15 protein-coding genes are annotated in these 17,040 nt (G+C 66.4%); 6 read left to right on the top strand and 9 right to left on the bottom strand.

Annotation, left to right across the window (positions count from 1 at the left end; genetic code table 11):
* Position 1 precedes the first annotated feature (1 nt).
* The 4 genes from ACUH78_RS02645 to ACUH78_RS02630 form a co-directional block, all read right to left on the bottom strand.
* On the bottom strand, positions 2-1,000 hold the full coding sequence (locus ACUH78_RS02645; RefSeq protein WP_445332662.1) for an ABC transporter ATP-binding protein: 999 nt from the start codon (positions 998-1,000) through the stop codon (positions 2-4).
* Positions 997-1,788, bottom strand: a complete 792-nt coding sequence (locus ACUH78_RS02640) for an ABC transporter permease (protein ID WP_418364769.1) — start codon at positions 1,786-1,788, stop codon at positions 997-999. The genes ACUH78_RS02645 and ACUH78_RS02640 overlap by 4 nt, the downstream gene beginning before the upstream one ends.
* On the bottom strand, positions 1,785-2,777 hold the full coding sequence (locus ACUH78_RS02635) for an ABC transporter substrate-binding protein (RefSeq protein WP_418364770.1): 993 nt from the start codon (positions 2,775-2,777) through the stop codon (positions 1,785-1,787). Before ACUH78_RS02635 ends, ACUH78_RS02640 begins: the two co-directional genes overlap by 4 nt.
* Positions 2,778-2,958: 181 nt before the next feature.
* The gene (locus ACUH78_RS02630) at positions 2,959-5,013 is read right to left on the bottom strand and encodes a TonB-dependent receptor plug domain-containing protein (protein WP_445332663.1); all 2,055 of its coding nucleotides are present in this window, start codon (positions 5,011-5,013) and stop codon (positions 2,959-2,961) included.
* Between the two features lie 236 nt (positions 5,014-5,249).
* Here ACUH78_RS02630 and ACUH78_RS02625 point away from each other — a divergent pair, with 236 nt between their 5' ends.
* The gene (locus ACUH78_RS02625) at positions 5,250-5,480 is read left to right on the top strand and encodes a hypothetical protein (RefSeq protein WP_418364772.1); all 231 of its coding nucleotides are present in this window, start codon (positions 5,250-5,252) and stop codon (positions 5,478-5,480) included.
* Here the strand turns inward: ACUH78_RS02625 and ACUH78_RS02620 are convergent.
* From ACUH78_RS02620 to ACUH78_RS02610, 3 genes are all read right to left on the bottom strand, one after another.
* Complete coding sequence (locus tag ACUH78_RS02620; protein ID WP_445332664.1) at positions 5,464-6,306, bottom strand: UDP-2,3-diacylglucosamine diphosphatase; 843 nt, start codon at positions 6,304-6,306, stop codon at positions 5,464-5,466. The genes ACUH78_RS02625 and ACUH78_RS02620 overlap by 17 nt on opposite strands.
* Positions 6,306-7,541 (bottom strand): glycosyltransferase family 4 protein, encoded by a 1,236-nt coding sequence (locus ACUH78_RS02615; RefSeq protein WP_445332665.1) that lies wholly within the window; start codon positions 7,539-7,541, stop codon positions 6,306-6,308. Before ACUH78_RS02615 ends, ACUH78_RS02620 begins: the two co-directional genes overlap by 1 nt.
* 87 nt (positions 7,542-7,628) lie before the next feature.
* Positions 7,629-9,233, bottom strand: a complete 1,605-nt coding sequence (locus ACUH78_RS02610; RefSeq protein ID WP_445332703.1) for a L,D-transpeptidase family protein — start codon at positions 9,231-9,233, stop codon at positions 7,629-7,631.
* A 103-nt stretch (positions 9,234-9,336) separates the two neighbouring features.
* Here ACUH78_RS02610 and mepK point away from each other — a divergent pair, with 103 nt between their 5' ends.
* Positions 9,337-9,903 (top strand): peptidoglycan L,D-endopeptidase MepK, encoded by a 567-nt coding sequence (mepK, locus tag ACUH78_RS02605; RefSeq protein ID WP_418364775.1) that lies wholly within the window; start codon positions 9,337-9,339, stop codon positions 9,901-9,903.
* Positions 9,904-9,908: 5 nt separating this feature from the next.
* On the opposite strand, the gene ACUH78_RS02600 is transcribed toward mepK, so the two are convergent.
* Entirely contained in the window at positions 9,909-10,277 is a 369-nt protein-coding gene (locus ACUH78_RS02600; RefSeq protein ID WP_445332666.1) for a diacylglycerol kinase, read from the bottom strand.
* A gap of 253 nt (positions 10,278-10,530) precedes the next feature.
* Between ACUH78_RS02600 and ACUH78_RS02595 the strand changes: the two genes are divergently transcribed.
* Positions 10,531-12,903, top strand: a complete 2,373-nt coding sequence (locus tag ACUH78_RS02595) for a protein kinase domain-containing protein (RefSeq protein ID WP_445332667.1) — start codon at positions 10,531-10,533, stop codon at positions 12,901-12,903.
* Positions 12,904-12,925: 22 nt separating this feature from the next.
* Here ACUH78_RS02595 and ACUH78_RS02590 read toward each other — a convergent pair whose 3' ends face one another.
* The gene (locus tag ACUH78_RS02590) at positions 12,926-14,041 is read right to left on the bottom strand and encodes a PQQ-dependent sugar dehydrogenase (protein ID WP_445332668.1); all 1,116 of its coding nucleotides are present in this window, start codon (positions 14,039-14,041) and stop codon (positions 12,926-12,928) included.
* A 169-nt stretch (positions 14,042-14,210) separates the two neighbouring features.
* Here ACUH78_RS02590 and ACUH78_RS02585 point away from each other — a divergent pair, with 169 nt between their 5' ends.
* The 3 genes from ACUH78_RS02585 to ACUH78_RS02575 all read left to right on the top strand — a co-directional run bounded on the left by ACUH78_RS02585 (position 14,211) and on the right by ACUH78_RS02575 (position 17,028).
* Positions 14,211-14,555 (top strand): VanZ family protein, encoded by a 345-nt coding sequence (locus ACUH78_RS02585; protein ID WP_418364779.1) that lies wholly within the window; start codon positions 14,211-14,213, stop codon positions 14,553-14,555.
* A gap of 94 nt (positions 14,556-14,649) precedes the next feature.
* Positions 14,650-16,626 carry a peptidase U32 family protein gene (locus ACUH78_RS02580; RefSeq protein WP_445332669.1) on the top strand — a complete coding sequence of 659 codons (1,977 nt, stop codon included), beginning with the start codon at positions 14,650-14,652 and terminating at the stop codon, positions 16,624-16,626.
* 15 nt (positions 16,627-16,641) lie between these two features.
* A complete protein-coding gene (locus tag ACUH78_RS02575) occupies positions 16,642-17,028 on the top strand; it encodes a thioredoxin family protein (protein ID WP_445332670.1) in 387 nt (128 codons plus the stop codon).
* The last annotated feature ends 12 nt before the right edge of the window (positions 17,029-17,040 follow it).

Genomic DNA, 17,040 nt, shown 5'->3' with positions numbered 1-17,040 from the left:
CTCATGCTCCACAGCGCTTGCCGCCCTGAACCGCGATCAGGCCCGCCGAAGGCGACACCAGGCGCAGGCCCGAGGCGCCGCCCGGGCGTTCGACGCCGCCGCGCGCCCCTTGGGGGGAGGACCCTTCCGCCACTACCACGGGTGGCATGCCGAAGCTCTCCCGCACCGCAGGCGTCTGCAGCAACTCGGCGGTGTGGTGATAGACCCAGGCGTCATCGCGCCGGGCCGCGGGTCGGTCGAGCTCGAAACGGCACACGATGCGACCGGGTTCAGGCGCCATCACCAGAATCGCATCCGACAAGCGCACCGCCTCCATCAGGTCATGAGTGATCATCAGCACGCCCATGCCACGCTCGGCCTGGTGGTCGAGCAGCAAGCGATAGAGCTCTTCCTTGAGGCCGACGTCGAGCGCCGAGAAAGGCTCGTCGAGCAGGAGCAGCTCGGGCGCGAGCACCAGCGCACGCGCCAGCGCCACCCGACTCTGCATGCCACCCGAGAGCTGATGCGGGAACTTGTCGAGGTCGCGATGCGCGAGCCCCAGACGCAGCGCCAGCGCGCGCGCGCGGAAATGGCGTTCGGCGCGTTTGACGCCCGCCGCCTTGAGGCCGAGGGCAACGTTGTCGAGCGCAGTCTTCCACGGCAGCAAACGCGGCTGCTGGAACATGAAGGCGGTCGAGGCGAAACCGTTGTCCACCCGCCCCGCCTGCACAGTCAGCAGACCGGCGGCCAGGTGAAGCAAGGTGGTCTTGCCACAGCCCGAGGGCCCGACCAGCGCGACGACCTCACCCGCCCGCACCCGGAAATGGATGCCCGAGAGCACCTCATCGCGCGCAAAGGCGTGGGCAAGGTCGTGCACCCGCAACTCGGCGCGCGACGCCGGGGCGGAGAGGCCACCCGCGGAACCGGCGGATCGGGCCGCCCCCTCCTCCACCGGGCCGCCCTCCGTGACGGCGAGCACACCCAGGCTTCGGCTCGTGAATGGATTGGCCAGTGTCTTCATGCGCCCTGCATCCTCCAGCGTTCGACCTCGCGCTTGATCGGCTCCAGCACCAGGTACTCCACGGCGAGCAGCAGGCAGACCACGGCTGCGATCCAGGCCATGGTGGCAGAGGTATCCAGGTGCGAGCGCGACACCGCGAGCGCAGCGCCCACACCGTCCTGTGTGGCGAGCAGCTCGGCCATCACCACCACCTTCCATGACGTACCGAGCGCCGCGATCCAGGCCGGAAACAGATAGGACACCACATGCGGCAGATAGACGTCGGTGAGCATCATCCGGCGCGGCAGGCGGAAAGCCTCTGCCATGCCATGGAGCTGGTTGTCCAGCGTGCGCGTGCCCTGCAGGGCACCAATGAAGATCACCGGAAAGGACGCTACGAACACGGTGAACACCGGCGTGCCGTCGCTCGCACCGAACCACAGCATTGCCAGCACCAGCCAGGCGATCGGCGGCGTGCCCATCAGCACGGTGACAAGTGGGCGCGACATCATCGACGCCGTCATCGACAGCCCGGCGATCAGGCCAAGGACGCTGCCGGCGACCACCGACAGCGCATAACCGGTGAGCGCGCGGCGTGCGGTGGCAGCCAGTTCAGGCCAGGCCGCGCCGCTGTCGATCAGGCCCCACAGCGTGGCGAAGGCCGAGCGCGGGTCGGGCATCACCAGCGGGCCGTAAACGAGGCTCACCGCCTCCCAGGCGGCGAGCAGCAGAAAGAGGCTGGCGATCGCACCCCAGCCGCTCCACAGGTAGGCAGGCAGGCCAGCCAGCCAGGCACGCAACAGGTTCATTGCGGCCTTGCTCCACCGTAGAATCCCTCATCCGGCAGCTTGCCGCCGACCAGCGCCGGGTTCTTCGCCACCAAGTGGCCGAACATGAACTCCAGCTCTGCGCGCGCGTCCGCAATGGGAACCGCCTCGAGCTGGCTGACCGCGATGGAGTCCGCAACCGCTTCTGGACTGAGCATGTCGATGCGTGCCGCCACCGCCTTGCCACAGGCGTCGGCGTTCTCCTTGCACCACTTCAGCGAGCGTGCGTACTCGGCCGCGATGCGCGCCACCAGTGCGGGCCGGTCACGCAGTGCTCCCATCACTGCGATGCCCGCCTGCGGAATGCGCGCCTCGCGAGCAAACACCCTGCCCCACTCCTGCTGCAGATCCACGCTGCGATGCAGTTCGGGCGCAACCACGCTGAGCGGGAAGGACCCGGTCTTGCGCAGCGCCATCGAGGCCGCCGGTTCGGCGAGCAGCGCGTGGTCAACGCGGCGCATCACCAGCAGTTGCATCGCATCCACCGGGCTTGCAACGTAGCGCAGCTGCAGGTCTTTCCGCACATCCATGCCCTGCTGCTCGGCAAGCAATTGCAGCACGATGTCAGGCATGTCACCGCGGAAGGGCATCGCCAGCTCCTTGCCGCGCAGGTCGGCCAGCGTCTTCAGCGTCGGGTCGCGCGACACCAGCCACAGCACGCCCCACGTCGATACGTTGATGAGTTGCAGCTTGGCGCCGCGGTTGTACAGATTCGCGGCAACGTTGGTCGGCATGGCCAGCACGTCGGCACGCCCGTCGAGCGCCATCACGCGCAACTGGTCAGGGTCGCGCCAGGGCACGAACTCGACCACCTCGGCGACATCGTTCAGCGCGCCCGAATCGACCATGTGAATGAGCGCATTCGACACCGACGCCGAAGGCCCGGCCAGAGTCAGCTTGGGCAGCTTATCCGCCTGGGCGTGGACGATGCCGGTCACGAGCAGGAAGGCACATACCACGCACACGTGCATGAGCGCCCGCGTCCACGCCGGAAGCGCAAGGCCGCGCCGCGGCGGGACGGACGCCGCCGCCCCCGCATCGGACCGGTCTGCGCGCGCAGAGCAGGCAGCCGATCGATCCACGAAGAGGAGGCCGCGTCGCGGACCCTCTTGGTGACCCTCGTGATGGAGGCTGGGGCGGCGGTCATGCATGTCAGAAGCTCCCGTTCAGACTGAGTGCGATACCGCGGCCGGGCGCGGCGAGTTCGTTCCCCGAGACCCCCTCGGTCTGGTGCTCGTGATAGCGCTTGTCGGCCAGGTTGGTCAGCTGAACCGCCAGCCCGGCCGACTCGAAGGCGCCGACCTTGCCGAAACGCCAGCCGAACTCGGCGTCCGCGGTGACGAAGCCGGCGGTTGCGTTCTCGGCGCCGTTGGAGAACTTCGTCGCGATGCGATCCTGCTCGGCGACCGCACGCAGTTGAGCACGCCACCAGAAACCACGCTCAGCGGGCTGCCCGATCCCCAGCGTCAGCTCGGGCGCAGGCATCTGGAACAGGGGCTCATCATCCTGATGGTTCTTGCCACGCAGCCAGGTGAAACCAGCGTCGGCGACGAAGGCACCGACCGGCATGCTGGCACTGCCCTCAATGCCGTAAATGGAGACCTTGTCGAGGTTCTCGGTGAGCTTGAAAGGCAGACCGTTCTGGGGGTGATTCGTCCCGGTGATCCGCCCCGCAATGTAGTCATCGATCCGGGTGTAGAAGGCCGCGATCTGGTACTGCAGGCCGGCGCCACCCTGCTTGAAACCAAGTTCCAGACTGGTGGACACCTCGGCATCCAGCTGGGGGTTTCCAACGTGGTAATACCCGTCACCGCGCGCCGAATCCTCGAAACGCTCACGCATGTCGGGGGCACGATAGGCGCGACCGAGATTGGCGTAGGCGCTCAGGTTGTCATTCAGCGGCTGGATGGCACCGATCGACCACGAAAGATTGTTGTCCGTCTTGTCGAGCCCGGTCGTCTGCGTCATGCCCTTGCGCGCCGCATCGCCCTTCACCCGATCAAAACGGGCGCCGGCAACAATGCGGGTTTCGCCGATCGCGAACTCGTCCTGGACGAACACCCCCGCGGATTCGATCTCACCCTTGTTGAACGGATCATTCCGCATGTTGTTGTTGAATGCCGGAGGGTTGTTGTCGATGTAGCGCTCGGGATCGCCCCGCATACGCCATGTATCGGCACCCACCGTCAGCAGGTGGTTGTCGCCCAGCGGAAAGAGATATTTCGCCTTCGCACCATCGGTCACGAAGGTCACGTCGTTGCGCACGTAGTCGCGCTGCCGCGTGGACGAGAACGCACGAATCTGACGGAAAACCTCCTGACGATAGACCTCGGCTGACAGCGTACCCTCGCCCAGGCGCGCATCCACGCCGAGCTCGTAGAGCTCGCGGCGCTGCTCGGGGGAATGGATTGTGGCCGTACCGAGCGGAGCGGGGATGCCCGCGCCCGTGCGCGCCGACCCCGGATACCAGACATCCTCATCCTGATGCCGCTGCAAGTTCACCCGCAGCGTAAGGTCCTCGTTCAGCTTGTGCTTGTACTTCGCCAGCAGGGTGTCGGACTGGTAGCCGGTGCGATCCTCTCGACCGTCCGGGCTGCGATAGTCATCCACGTCGCGCCCGGCCACGCCCAGCACCAGCGCACTGTTCTCGCTGGAGCGCGTCAGCAGCGCGGCCCCGGCGACGCCCTTGTCCACGCTGGAGAAGCGCGCGCCGATGCGGCCACCGAGCTTCTCCTCCGCGCTGAAGCCGACGTCGGGCGTGATCAGATTGACCACCCCGCCCATCGCGCCGCTGCCGTACAGCACCGAGCCGGGGCCCTTGACCACCTCGGCACGCTCGAGCAGACCGAGGTCGAGGAAGGAGGCGATTGCGCCCTGCGGTTGGGCGGAGTTCATGCGCACGCCGTCGACCATCACCACCACGCTTTCCTTCTTGAGCCCGCGCAACACCGGGTTCTGCCCCCAGGCGCCATCGGACTGGACCGCCAAGCCAGGCTTGCCGCGCAGCAGCTCGCCTGCCACGGCACCGGTCGCGCCCGGGGCGCGCAGGATCTCGACCGCCTGCGGCGTCTCGAGCGCTTCGGCGGCGTAGCCCTTGGCGGTGACGAGCTGCGTGTCGAGCACGGTTTCCGCCTGCAGCTGGGTCGCAAGGGAAGTCAGGGAGAGACCGAGCAAGGCAGCGGTCAGCGGGCGCAGGCGAAGAACCATCGAAAGCTCCGGAAATGTAGGGTTACGGGCTGGCTGGCGACGGCTGGCTTGCCCTGCATCTGTATTTACGGAAGCGATGATATATCAGACGCGAATCATTCGCATTTGCTTTCGATCAAACATCGTGCTGTTTGTGCAACAAATTCGCCGCGTATGATCCTGTCGAAGACAATCCATCGCGCACAGCACGCCGGGCAACGAGCGGCTCGCGCGACACGTATGGAGAACCATCGAGGATGAAGCTGTCCCGCCTATGGAGACCGCACGACCGCCGTTTCTGGCTGCTGATCGTGCTGAACCTGCTGTCCGCGGCATTGACCTGGGCGATGCGCGCCTACCCGCTCACCGCGACCGCGAACACGGTCGCCGGATTGATGGCGCTGGCCAACGCCGTGCTGGGTATACTGGTCGCGATCGACCTGTTGCGCGACGACCGTGACGACGAAGCGCTCAGGAACCGGGAGTGAGCCTGTCCGTGCGCGCCACGCCCAGCGCGGGCGTCCGCATCTCGGGCCCAGCCCCCGCCTGAGCGGGCGCTGCGCCCTCCATGCCCGCCGCCTCGGAACCCCAATTCACCACCTCGATGCGTCCGTCGTAATACTCGACGATGGCGCTGCAGGTATCCACCCAGTCGCCGCAGTTAAGGTAGCGCACCTTGCCGATGCGCCGATCCGCGGGCCAGTGGATGTGGCCGCACACCACACCATCCACACCGCGCAGGGAGGCCGCGTGGGCCACGGCATCCTCGAAGTCGAAGATGAAGCTCACCGCCTTCTTCACCTTCTGCTTCGCATAGCCTGCGAGCGACCAGTAGCCGGGCCGCCGCAACAGACGCCGAACGCGCGAGATCAAAAGGTTGATGCGCACCAGCGTGTCGTAGCCGACGTCCCCCAGCACCGCGACCCAGCGGTGGTGGCGAGTGACCTGATCGTATTCATCGCCATGCACAAGAAGGTAACGGCGGCCATCCAGCCCCTCGTGAATCCACTCGGACTCGACGCGGATATCACCGAAGGCGACACCCGCGTACTCGCGCAGGGCCTCGTCATGATTTCCCGGGATGAAAAACACCTGGCAACCATGCCGCGCACGACGCAGCACCTTCTGTACCACCGTATTGTGCAGGGACGACCATTGGACGCTGCGATTCATCGCCCAGAAGTCGACGATGTCTCCGAGCAGGTACAGATACTCGGACTCGTGCTCCTTCAGAAAGGCCAGCAGGCGCTCGGCCTGACAGGCGCGGGTACCGAGATGGACATCGGAGATGAAGATCGTGCGCACGCTCTGCATCAGGCGTCGGCTCCCCGGACACGTGCCGGCGCCTGCGCGACGGCCGCAGGCGCGAGCCCCGGCCGCCAGATCCGCAACAGCGCCTCTGCAAAGCGGTCGTTCACCCGTTCCCAGTCGATCCCCTCCGCACTGCTGCGCGCGGCAGCACCCAACTGGGCACGAAGCTCATCCGCACAAGCCAGACGCACCGCCCGCTCCACGAAACCATCCGCGTCCCCCAGCGTGGCAAGCCCACCATTGCCGAGATCACGGATCACCTCGGAGGCCGCCGCATAGTCGTACGCAAGCACGCACAGGCCACTCGCCATGGCCTCGAGTGTGACGTTGCCGAAGGTTTCGGTCTGGCTAGGGAAGAGGAACAGATCCGCCGAGGCATAGTGCGCAGCCAGATCCTCTCCGTGGCGCATGCCGGCAAACACGACCTGCGGATGTTGGCGCGCCAGCGCACTGCGCAGCGGGCCGTCACCGACCAGGATCAGGCGCGCGTCCGGGCGTTGCCGGCGGATCTCGGAGAAAGCGCGCAGGACAAGGGCAAGATTCTTCTCGGGCGCGATACGGCCCACGCACATCACGGCGAGCGCACCGGGTGCCAGACCCCAGCTGCGGCGCAGGGCATCGTCGCGGCGCGTAGGCGAGTAGAGCCGGGTATCGACCCCGCGCGAGATCACCTCGACACGGTCGTAGCCGCGCGCGGACAACTGGGCTGCAAGTGCCGCAGTGGGGACGAAGGTGATCGCGGTGCGATTATGGAAGCGGCGCAGGTAGGCTGCCACCGGCTGGCGCAGCCACGCCATTCCATAATGGCTGCTGTAATGATCGAAGTTCGTATGAAAGTCGGACGTGACGGGAATGCGCAGCTTGTTCGCCGCCGTGACCGCGGTCCAGCCGAGCGGTCCTTCGGTGGCGACGTGTACAAGGTCGGGGCGGCGCACCGTCCACTCCCGGATCAGCCGCGCACGCGCAGGCAGCCCCAGCTTCAACCCCTCATAGCGCGGCAAGCGCAGGCTGCGCGACAGCACCTCATCGAGCACACCACCCCGCAGCGCCGTGTCGGAGGGCGTCTGGCGCGGACGCACCAGCTGCAGCGAATGACCGCGTTCGATCAAGCCATCGACCATGCGCCGCAAGGTCATCGCGACACCGTTCACCTCGGGCGGCCAGGTCTCGGTAACCAGCGCGATACGCAGCCGCGGCGCCACTCCGAGCTCTTCGGTCGTGTAGTCGAGTGTTCTCATGGCGCTGCAGCATAGGCGGCGCACGAGACAACGACGTTACGCGCGTCTTGCCGTCAGGTTACGAGGATGGCTGCTACAGGCACCCCTTCAGTGCCCACCCCCCGGACCGGCGGCCAGCGCGTCCAGAATCCCGGCGTCGTGATCGTAGATGTCGTTGCGTAGCAGCAGGCGTCCGGAAGCGTCGAGCGCTGCGGTGCTGTAATGCAGCAACACCCTCACCTCACGCCCGACGGGCAGCGTGCGCGTGCGGCCGCTGTCAAGCGCGGCCGCCAGCGCCGCCGGCCCCCAGTGGTCGGCATCGTCGAGCAACAGCACGGCAAGCTCTTCCGGTTGCTGAACGCGCACGCATCCCGAGCTGAGCGCGCGCTCCGCGCGACCGAAGAGCGCGCGCGCATTGGTGTCGTGCAGGTAGATCGCGTAGCGATTCGACAACGAAAACTTGATGCGACCGAGCGAGCCCTGCGCGCCCGACGCCTGCACGATCATGTAAGGAAAACCGCCACGCCGGGCACCGCTCCAGTCGATCGAAGCCGGATCGATCGCCTGACCACTACGGTCGACCACGTGCATGCGGTGGCTCTCCAGATAGTCGGGATTGTGCACCACGCCGGGAATCACGTCCTCGCGCAGGATGGTTGGCGGCACCACCCATTTGGGATTGAGCACCAGATTCACGACGCTGTCGCGCAGCGAGGGCGTCTTCCGCGTCGGCCGCCCCACGATGACCTTCGACGACCAGGCGCTGCGGCCACCCAGCACGAGGTCCGCACGGTAGCCAACGATATCCACGTACAGCCGATCGCCCTCCAGATCGGCCGCCACCCAGCGCAAGCGCTCGAGGTTCGCACGAACCTGCCGCGCACGCTCTGCGGGGCTGGTGTTGAGCGCGCGCAGGGTCTGGGCGCCGACGATGCCGTCGGCCTCCAGCCCATGGCGTTCCTGGAAACGCTCCACCGCCGCCGCAAGCAGCGCGTCGAAGTGCGCTGGGTCGGCGGCGTCGAGCCCCTCCTCGCCGTCGGCCTGAAGGCGCGCGCGCAGGGCCGGAACCCGGACACTGCTTTGACCGGGGCGCAGGGTGGAGCCACCCGGCACCTTGGGCCAGTCGCCCAGCGCTGCCAGGCTCTGATAGGTGGCAAGCGCCCTGCGCAAGGCTCGGTACAACGGGACTGCGGGGGCCTGCGCTTCGATTGCGGCGCGCAGGTCTGCGGCGTCGAGAACGCGCGCCAACTCGCCAGCGAGCTGGTACGGGTTCGGCACCGGCGTGTAGTTCCACTCACGGTACAGCGTGCGCGGATCCACCTTGCCATACCGGAGCTGGCGCACGAGCTCGGCCAAGGTGTCCGTCAGCACGAGCTCACGATCCACGCGCTCGACCGGATCATCGGGCACAGCGCGCAGCATGCGAAGCCGCTGCGGGCGGAAATCCTGCGGATCGAGGCCATGCGTCGCAGCCTGTTCGACCGCGGACAGCAACGCCGAGGCACGCTCCGGATCGCCCCACAGGAGTCGATAGCCGCGCCCCAGGTACAGCAACGCGGTGGTTTCATCCGCCGCCGCGGAGCGCAGCGCGAGGCGCTGCTCGATGAGCGCCGCGATCGGATCCATCGCGCCATCCGGCGCAGATTCCACCGAAGCCGGGCCGCCCGCGGCCCACGCCACATCATCCGCCCGTACCTGCGCCGCAAGCACCATCAGCACGCTACAGGCCGCAAGCGTTACAAAACTTTTGCCCAAACGGGCGCCGCTTTCGTTTAGGATTCGGCGCTCAAGTGCTTGTTCGGATTGCTTATTATCCATGTCGAAGATCATCCTGGACCACGCCGCACCCCAACGCCGCCTGTTCCTCAAAGGCCTTGCCGCGCTGCCGCTCGGCCTGTCTGCCGCGCCCTTGCATGCGGCAAAGACGGAACGTCACCTCGGCTTTCGCCACACCCACACCGAAGAACGCCTGCATCTCGCATTCCGCAACCACCACGGTTACATCGAGCCTGCGCTCAAGCGCATGAACTGGCTGCTGCGAGACTTCAGAACCGGAGAGTCTACACGCATGGACCCTCGGCTCTATGACATGCTTCACGCAATCAGCATCGCATGCGGCGGCGACACCTTCGAGATCATTTCCGGTTACCGCTCCCCCAAGACCAACAACATGCTGCGCAAAACGCGCGGCGGCGGCGTAGCCAAGCGCAGCCTGCACATGGACGGCAAGGCGATCGACATCCGCCTGGTCGGCGTCGACACGATCCGCGTGCGCGACGCGGCAATCGCGCTGGACGCCGGTGGCGTTGGCTATTACCCGGAGTCGGATTTCGTGCACATCGACACCGGCCCGGTCCGGAGTTGGGGCCCCAAGAAGGCCTGAGCACTTCAGCCGACGAGCAGGAACCCCCACACCACGGCAGCGTTGAGCAAGGCGATCAGCACTGCTGCGCTGCCGACGTCCTTCGCACGCTTCGCGAGTAGATGCCGCTCCAGCGATACACGGTCGACCGTGGCTTCGATTGCGGAGTTCAGCAACTCGACCACCAGCACCAGCAGCACCGAGCCAATCATCAGCGCGCGCTCCAGGCCCGACTCGCCCAGCCAGACGGCGAGCGGAATGGCAACGACCGCCAGCCAGAGCTCCTGCCGGAAGGCGTCTTCATGGCGGTATGCCGCAGCGAGTCCATCCCGCGAATAGTTGAAGGCGTTCCATATCCGGCGTAAACCGGTCTTGCCCTTGTACGGACTTTCCATGCTGGCATTCCATCGCGGCTGAAAAAAGCTGCGCGATCATGCCACGAAAGATGTGAAGCGCCATCGTTGCGGGCAAGGCGAGAGGGGTAACAATTACACAAACACGTGCGAAACTTGCGTCAATGCCACATTCGACGGCAAACGCCATGGACGCCGCAACGCGCCTGCTATAGTTTCTCCCTCCCGGAGATCCGCCGCAGGGAGCCCCCGCCCCGCAGCGCACGAAAAACGACAAGACTACTCAGGACGGCACATGGCAGGCAGGATCGGACGCTTCGAGATCAGACGGGAACTGGGACGAGGCGCGCAGAGCGTGGTACATCTCGCCTGGGATCCGCAACTCGAGCGCGAGGTCGCGCTCAAGACCCTGCACTACGCGCCCGAACGCGGCCCCGACACCGCCACCCTGCTCGCGGAGGCACGCTCGGTGAGCCGTCTGCGCCACGCGGGGATCGTGCCTGTGTTCGAGGCGGGAGAAGAGAACGGCACGCCTTACCTGGTGTTCGAATACGTCCCCGGCCGCAGCCTGGCCGAGCTGATGCACCAGCGCGGCGCCTTGCCCGCGCACGAGGCGGTGACGCTGATGCGCGGCGTGCTGACCGCCCTCGGTGCAGCGCACACACAAGGCATTGTTCACCGCGACCTGAAGCCGAGCAACATTCTCATCGACGCGGATGGCAGGCCGCGGGTCATGGATTTCGGCATCGCACGGCGGGTGGACGATCCTTCTGCGCGCCAGGGACTCTCGGGCACACCGGGCTACATGGCACCCGAATACATCGAGCGGCGCGAGATCGGCCCGCAAAATGACATCTACGCGGCAGGCGTCCTCCTCGTGGAACTGCTCTCGGGCCGACGGGTGCACCGCGAAGCCGACCCCCGACGCCTGCTCGAGCACACCTGCACCAACGCGGTGACGCTCCCCCCCGGCGGAGCCCCGATCGACGACGCCCTGGTTGCGATCGCACTGCGGGCCGCCGCCCTTGCCCCTGAGACGCGCTTCGGCAGCGTCGACGCGTTTCAGGCCGCACTCGAGGCCTGGCAGACGCCCCAGGTCGAAGAAGACAGCACCGAGGCCGCACGCCCGGGCGCAATGGAGTTCCTGCTGCGCCGCATGAAGCATCGCGGAGACTTCCCCGCCCTCTCCGAGTCGGTGGTTGCAATCAACCGCATCGCTTCAAGTGAATCGGAGAACGTCGGTACGCTTTCCGGCCTGATCCTGCGCGACTTCTCGCTCACCAACAAGTTGCTCCGCCTTGTGAACTCGGCGCAGTATCGCCCTGCAGGCGGCGGGCAGATCAGCACCATTTCGCGCGCGATCGTCGTGCTCGGCTTCGACGCGGTGCGCAACATCGCCATCACCGTGCTGCTGTTCGAGCACATGCAGAACAAGGCCAACGCCGACCACTTGCGCGAGGAGTTCCTGCGTGCCTGCCTGGCCGGTCTGTTCGCGCGTGATCTGGCGGCACGGTTGCGCATCCGCGAGACCGAGCAGGCATACATCTGTGCGGTATTCCACAACCTGGGGCGCCTGCTGTGCCAGTTCTACTTCCCCGAGGAGAGTCAGGACATCCGCCGCCTCATGCAGCAAGCGGGCTGTAGTGAGGAAGCCGCGGCCGTCCGCGTGCTGGGGGCAAGCTTCGACGAGCTGGGGATCGCCCTCGCACGCAGCTGGGGTTTCCCGGAGCTCATCCAGCGCAGCATGGAGAAGCTGCCCGCTGACCGACCACACCGCGCAAAGAACGCAGAAGAGCGGCTGTGCGCCCTCGCGGCCTGTGCGAACGAGTACTGCGATGCATTCAGCCAGCTGGCGCCCGCCGAGCGCGAGCGGGCGATGCGGGCGATCACGAAGCGCTTCTCGGACGCCGTGCCGCTCGACCTGAAGGGGGTCGGAGAGGTTTTGTGCGGAGCCGCACAGGAGATCGAAGAGCTCGCCAACGTAATCCAGCTCGACCTCAAGCAGACCCGCATCGGTCGCCAGTTGCGCCAGTTCGTCGAGGCCGCGTCCGCCGACGAGGGACCAAGGCCCAGCACCACCGAGATACCGAGTACCGTGCTGCTGGAACAGTCCGGTCCGGTCGAAGGCGCACCTCAAGGGCACAAGGCGCCCGACGCACAGGCGCTGCTCAGCTCCGGCATTCAGGACATCAGCAACACGCTGGTCGAGGACTTCAAGCTCAACGACGTACTGCGCATCATCCTCGAGACCATGTACCGCGCCATGGGCTTCAAGCGCGTGATGCTGTGTGTGCGCGATGCACGCAGCAACAGCATGACCGGCCGTTTCGGCTTCGGCCCCGACGCCGGCGAACTCGCAAAGAAGCTGCACTTCAGCCTCTCGGCGCATCCCGATAACGTGTTCAATGTGGCCACCGCAAAGGGCGTGGACATCCTGATCTCGGACATTGACGAGCCGAAGATCGCGCCGCGCATCCCCGAATGGTTCCGCAAATCCGTCCCCTCGCGGACCTTCGTGCTCTTTCCCCTCATGATCAAGGGCCGCCCCATGGCGCTGATCTACGCTGACAAGGATTGCGCGGGCGACATCCGCATCAGCGAGCAGGAACTCGCCCTGCTGCGCACGCTGCGCAACCAGGCCGTGCTCGCGATCAAGCAGACGGGCTGAAGGTATCCGCGCCCGGTCCGACTCAGGCCGGGTCCAGGCGCAGAATCCGTCCCTCGCTCTCCTCGAGCAGCCAGAGATGCCCATCCGGCCCCTGGCGCACGTCGCGCACGCGCTGGCCGATGTCGATGCGCTCCTCGTGGATCACCCGATCGCCGTCGAGCACCAGGCGCGCGACAAGCTGGAACTTGAGTGCCCCAACAAACAAGTTCCCCTTCCATTGCGGAAACACCTCACCGGTGTAGAAGGCCATGCCCGAGGGCGCGATCGACGGCGTCCATTGCGTCAGCGGGGGTTCCACATCGGACCGGGCCGTACCTTCGCCGATTCGGGTCCCGATCACGTATTCGCGCCCGAAGGTGATCACCGGCCAGCCGTAGTTACGGCCGGCAAGCACCTTGTTGAGCTCATCCCCGCCCTGCGGGCCATGCTCGTGCGCCCACAGGTCGCCGGTCAGCGGATGCAGCGCCGCACCCTGCACGTTGCGGTGCCCGTAGGACCACAGATGGGCGCCCGCATCGCCGCGGCCGACGAAGGGGTTGTCCTGCGGAACACGCCCATCGGGGCGGATGCGGACCACCTTGCCGAGGTCGCTCTGCAGCCACTGCGCCCGCTCGCGCAGGTGATATCGGTCGCCCAGCGTCACGAACAGGTTGCCTGCACGATCGAACACCAGACGCGAACCCCAGTGGAGGTTCCCTCCCGGGCTTTCGTTCTGGGCGAAGATGACCTCCACCTCCTCCAGGCGCATCGCATCGAGGTCGAGCCGGGCACGGGCCACCGCAGTACGCGCTCCGCCGTCGGTCGGCTGCGCGAAGGACAGGAAGAGGGTCCGGTCCTGCACGAAGTCCGGGCTCAACACCACATCGAGCAAGCCGCCCTGTCCCCTCGCATGCACCGCAGGGACGCCAGGCAGTGGCGGCGAAACGGTGCCTTCGCGCGTGACGACGCGCAGACGTCCGGGGCGCTCGGTGACCAGCATGCGCCCGTCGGGAAGGAAGGCTAGCGACCAGGGATTCTCTAGCCCCGTCGCCACTTCGACGAGCTTGACGCGCCCCTGTTCGGTACGCAGCATTCGTTCCGCCGCCTGCGCCGGCAGAATCGCCACGAGCGCCAGAAGCCCTCCGAGCGCTGCGCCCATCCACTGAGGCGCCCCGCATCGAGGCGAGTCATCCTCTCGGCGCAGTGCCCACAGGCCTCGCCGCTGCGAACGTACTGAACAAGGCACGGTCTGCTCCTCTCTGGATGGGCGCTCCGCCCCACACGTGCGCCCCATTCAAGTCCATGTACTGCGCATTTTAGGACCCTGCATGCTGAATTCCGTTCGTCACCTGCTCCGCCTCGCTTTCGTGGTCGCTTTGCTGGGCGTGTTCTGGCTCGCACTGATGCCGGCACCCGACACCGCCAGGCTGTTTTCGTGGCAGGACAAGGTCGAGCATGCCATCCTCTTCGCCGGGCTGGCCCTGCTCGCTTTGGCGGCCTGGCCACGCCACCCCTGGCTGATCGCCCTTGGTCTGCTCGCCTATGGCGGCGGAATGGAGATCGCACAGTCCATGACCGAGCATCGCCACGGAGACCCCTGGGACTGGCTGGCCGATGCGGTCGGTCTGCTGGTGCTGCTGCCCTTCGCGCTGCGCCGCCACGACCCGGTGTGACTCGACCCGGTGTGACCCGTCGGTCCATCCCGACAGCCTGTTATCATTGCGCCCCTTGTCATTTGCGATCAGACGCTTGCAATCCCCACTGCCCATGAACGATCCGCGCCGCACCCTGGAACTCCTCGCCCCCGCCAAGACCGCCGACTTCGGCATCGAGGCCATCCACCATGGCGCGGACGCGGTCTACATCGGCGGCCCAGCCTTCGGCGCACGCTCGGCCGCAGACAACACGGTGGAGGACATCGCCCGTCTGGTGCAGCACGCCCACCGCTACCACGCCGAGGTCTTCGTCGCCACCAACACCATCTTGTTCGATGCCGAACTGGAGCCGGCGCGCAAGCTCATCTGGCAACTCTACGATGCAGGGGTCGACGCCCTGATCGTGCAGGACATGGGCCTGCTCGAGCTCGACCTGCCACCGATCCAGCTGCACGCCAGCACCCAGACCGACATCCGCGACGCAAGCAAGGCGCGCTTCCTGCAGGACGTTGGCTTCTCGCGGATCGTGCTGGCGCGCGAACTCTCGCTCAGTGAAGTGAAGAAGATCGCCGCCGCCACCACCTGCCAGCTCGAGTACTTCGTGCACGGCGCGCTGTGCGTGGCCTTCTCCGGCCAGTGCTACATCAGCCACGCCCACACCGGGCGCAGCGCCAACCGCGGCGAGTGCTCGCAGGCCTGTCGCCTGCCCTACGACCTCAAGGATCAGGCCGGCAACACCGTCGCCAGCAACCAGCACATGCTGTCGATGAAGGACAACAACCAGAGCGCCAACCTGCGTGCGCTGGCTGCCGCGGGCATCAGTTCGTTCAAGATCGAAGGCCGCTACAAGGATCTTTCCTACGTCAAGAACATCACGGCGCATTACCGCATGCTGATCGACGAGATCCTCGAGCACCCCGAGGCCGACGGCCTTTCTTATCGTCGAGCCTCCAGCGGCCGCACCACCTTTTTCTTCACCCCTCAGGCCGACAAGACCTTCAACCGCGGCTACACCGACTACTTCACCAACGACCGCCGCCACGGCATCGAGGCCTTCGAGTCGCCCAAGTTCGTCGGCGAACCGATCGGCCGCGTGAAGAAGATCGACACCAAGGGGCGAAAGTTCTTTGACGTCGAGCGCGTGGCACCGATCCACAACGCCGACGGCCTGACCTGGTACGACCCGAAGGGCGAGCTCACCGGTCTGCGCGTCAATCGCGCCGAGGCGAACGGCGGCGGCGCAGGCATCGATCGCATCTTCCCCGCCGACCCGCTACCCACGGATCTCGTGCCCGGAACCTCGCTGTTCCGCAATCACGATCACGAGTTCGAGCGCGCGCTGGAGAAAAAGTCGGCCGAGCGCCGCATCGGCGTGGACGCGCGCTTCGAGGTGAGGGCAGACGGCTTCGCGCTCACCCTGGCCGACGAGGACGGCGTCTGCGCCACCGCGACACTCGCCGCAGCTTTCGAGCCGGCGCAGAACGCCGAGCGTGCGCTCGCCACCGTGCGCGACAACCTCGCCAAGCTAGGCAATACGATCTTCAGCCTTGGCGAGCTCGTGCTCGATCTGCCCGCTGCCCCCTTTCTGCCTGCTGCCCAACTCAACGCGCTGCGCCGCGAGGCCGTGGAGAAACTCGAAGCCGCCCGCCTCGCGGCCCACCCGCGTCCGACACGTGCCGCGCCAGTCGAGCCGCCCGTGGCCTACCCGCAGGACGCGCTGAGCTACCTCGCCAACGTGCTGAACGACAAGGCGCGCGCCTTCTACGCGAAGCACGGCGTCAAGCTGATCGACGCAGCCTACGAGGCCAACGCAGAGCACGACGATGTCTCGCTGATGATCACCAAGCACTGCCTGCGCTACAGCTTCAACCTGTGCCCGAAGGAAGTGAAGGGCATCCGCCCCGACCCGATGCAGTTGGTCAACGGCGACGAGACGCTGACCCTGAAGTTCGACTGCAAGCGTTGCGAGATGCATGTTATCGGCGCCCTCCGACCGCATGTGGCGAAAATGCGCGACACGGTGGTGGCACAGAAAATCAACTTATTCCCGACCCGATCACCCAGCGTCGGGCATGCTGCCAACGGCTGAGGCAGTCACGTCGCCATGTCGATCCCCATCGCCGTCACCGAACTGCCCGGAAACACCCGTATCGCCGACGCAGCCCTCGTCGTCGTGGCCTTCTGCGCGAATTGGTGCGGCACCTGCCGCGAGTTCCGCCCGGTGCTGGAGCGCATCGCCAACGCAAGACCGGAGATCCTGTTCGCCTGGGCCGACATCGAGGACCATGCGGAGCTGGTCGGCGACATCGACGTGGAGAATTTTCCGAGCCTGGCGGTGTTTCGCGCCGGCAGCGTGCTGCACTACGGCGTCAGCCTGCCCCATGAGGCGGTCGTGGCACGTATGGTGGACGCGCTGTCCGCGCAGCCCCCCGCGCGCGCTGCCGATGCCCCCCCCGAAGTGCGTGCACTCGCGGAGCGAATCTCATGCTGAACAGCCGCCTCT

The sequence above is a fragment of the Thauera sp. ZXT1-4 genome (genome assembly GCF_052598215.2).
This window is presented reverse-complemented; position numbering and strand designations above follow the sequence as displayed.

Bases quoted from the DNA above. Each gene is read 5' to 3' on its own strand.
- ACUH78_RS02595 (WP_445332667.1), top strand. From the start codon at position 10,531: ATGGCAGGCAGGATCGGACGCTTCGAGATCAGACGGGAACTGGGACGA.
- ACUH78_RS02600 (WP_445332666.1), bottom strand. From the start codon at position 10,277: ATGGAAAGTCCGTACAAGGGCAAGACCGGTTTACGCCGGATATGGAAC.
- ACUH78_RS02630 (WP_445332663.1), bottom strand. From the start codon at position 5,013: ATGGTTCTTCGCCTGCGCCCGCTGACCGCTGCCTTGCTCGGTCTCTCC.
- ACUH78_RS02625 (WP_418364772.1), top strand. From the start codon at position 5,250: ATGAAGCTGTCCCGCCTATGGAGACCGCACGACCGCCGTTTCTGGCTG.
- ACUH78_RS02610 (WP_445332703.1), bottom strand. From the start codon at position 9,233: ATGGTGCTTGCGGCGCAGGTACGGGCGGATGATGTGGCGTGGGCCGCG.
- ACUH78_RS02580 (WP_445332669.1), top strand. From the start codon at position 14,650: ATGAACGATCCGCGCCGCACCCTGGAACTCCTCGCCCCCGCCAAGACC.
- ACUH78_RS02575 (WP_445332670.1), top strand. From the start codon at position 16,642: ATGTCGATCCCCATCGCCGTCACCGAACTGCCCGGAAACACCCGTATC.
- mepK (WP_418364775.1), top strand. From the start codon at position 9,337: ATGTCGAAGATCATCCTGGACCACGCCGCACCCCAACGCCGCCTGTTC.
- ACUH78_RS02615 (WP_445332665.1), bottom strand. From the start codon at position 7,541: ATGAGAACACTCGACTACACGACCGAAGAGCTCGGAGTGGCGCCGCGG.
- ACUH78_RS02620 (WP_445332664.1), bottom strand. From the start codon at position 6,306: ATGCAGAGCGTGCGCACGATCTTCATCTCCGATGTCCATCTCGGTACC.
- ACUH78_RS02635 (WP_418364770.1), bottom strand. From the start codon at position 2,777: ATGCACGTGTGCGTGGTATGTGCCTTCCTGCTCGTGACCGGCATCGTC.
- ACUH78_RS02590 (WP_445332668.1), bottom strand. From the start codon at position 14,041: ATGGGCGCAGCGCTCGGAGGGCTTCTGGCGCTCGTGGCGATTCTGCCG.
- ACUH78_RS02585 (WP_418364779.1), top strand. From the start codon at position 14,211: ATGCTGAATTCCGTTCGTCACCTGCTCCGCCTCGCTTTCGTGGTCGCT.
- ACUH78_RS02640 (WP_418364769.1), bottom strand. From the start codon at position 1,788: ATGAACCTGTTGCGTGCCTGGCTGGCTGGCCTGCCTGCCTACCTGTGG.
- ACUH78_RS02645 (WP_445332662.1), bottom strand. From the start codon at position 1,000: ATGAAGACACTGGCCAATCCATTCACGAGCCGAAGCCTGGGTGTGCTC.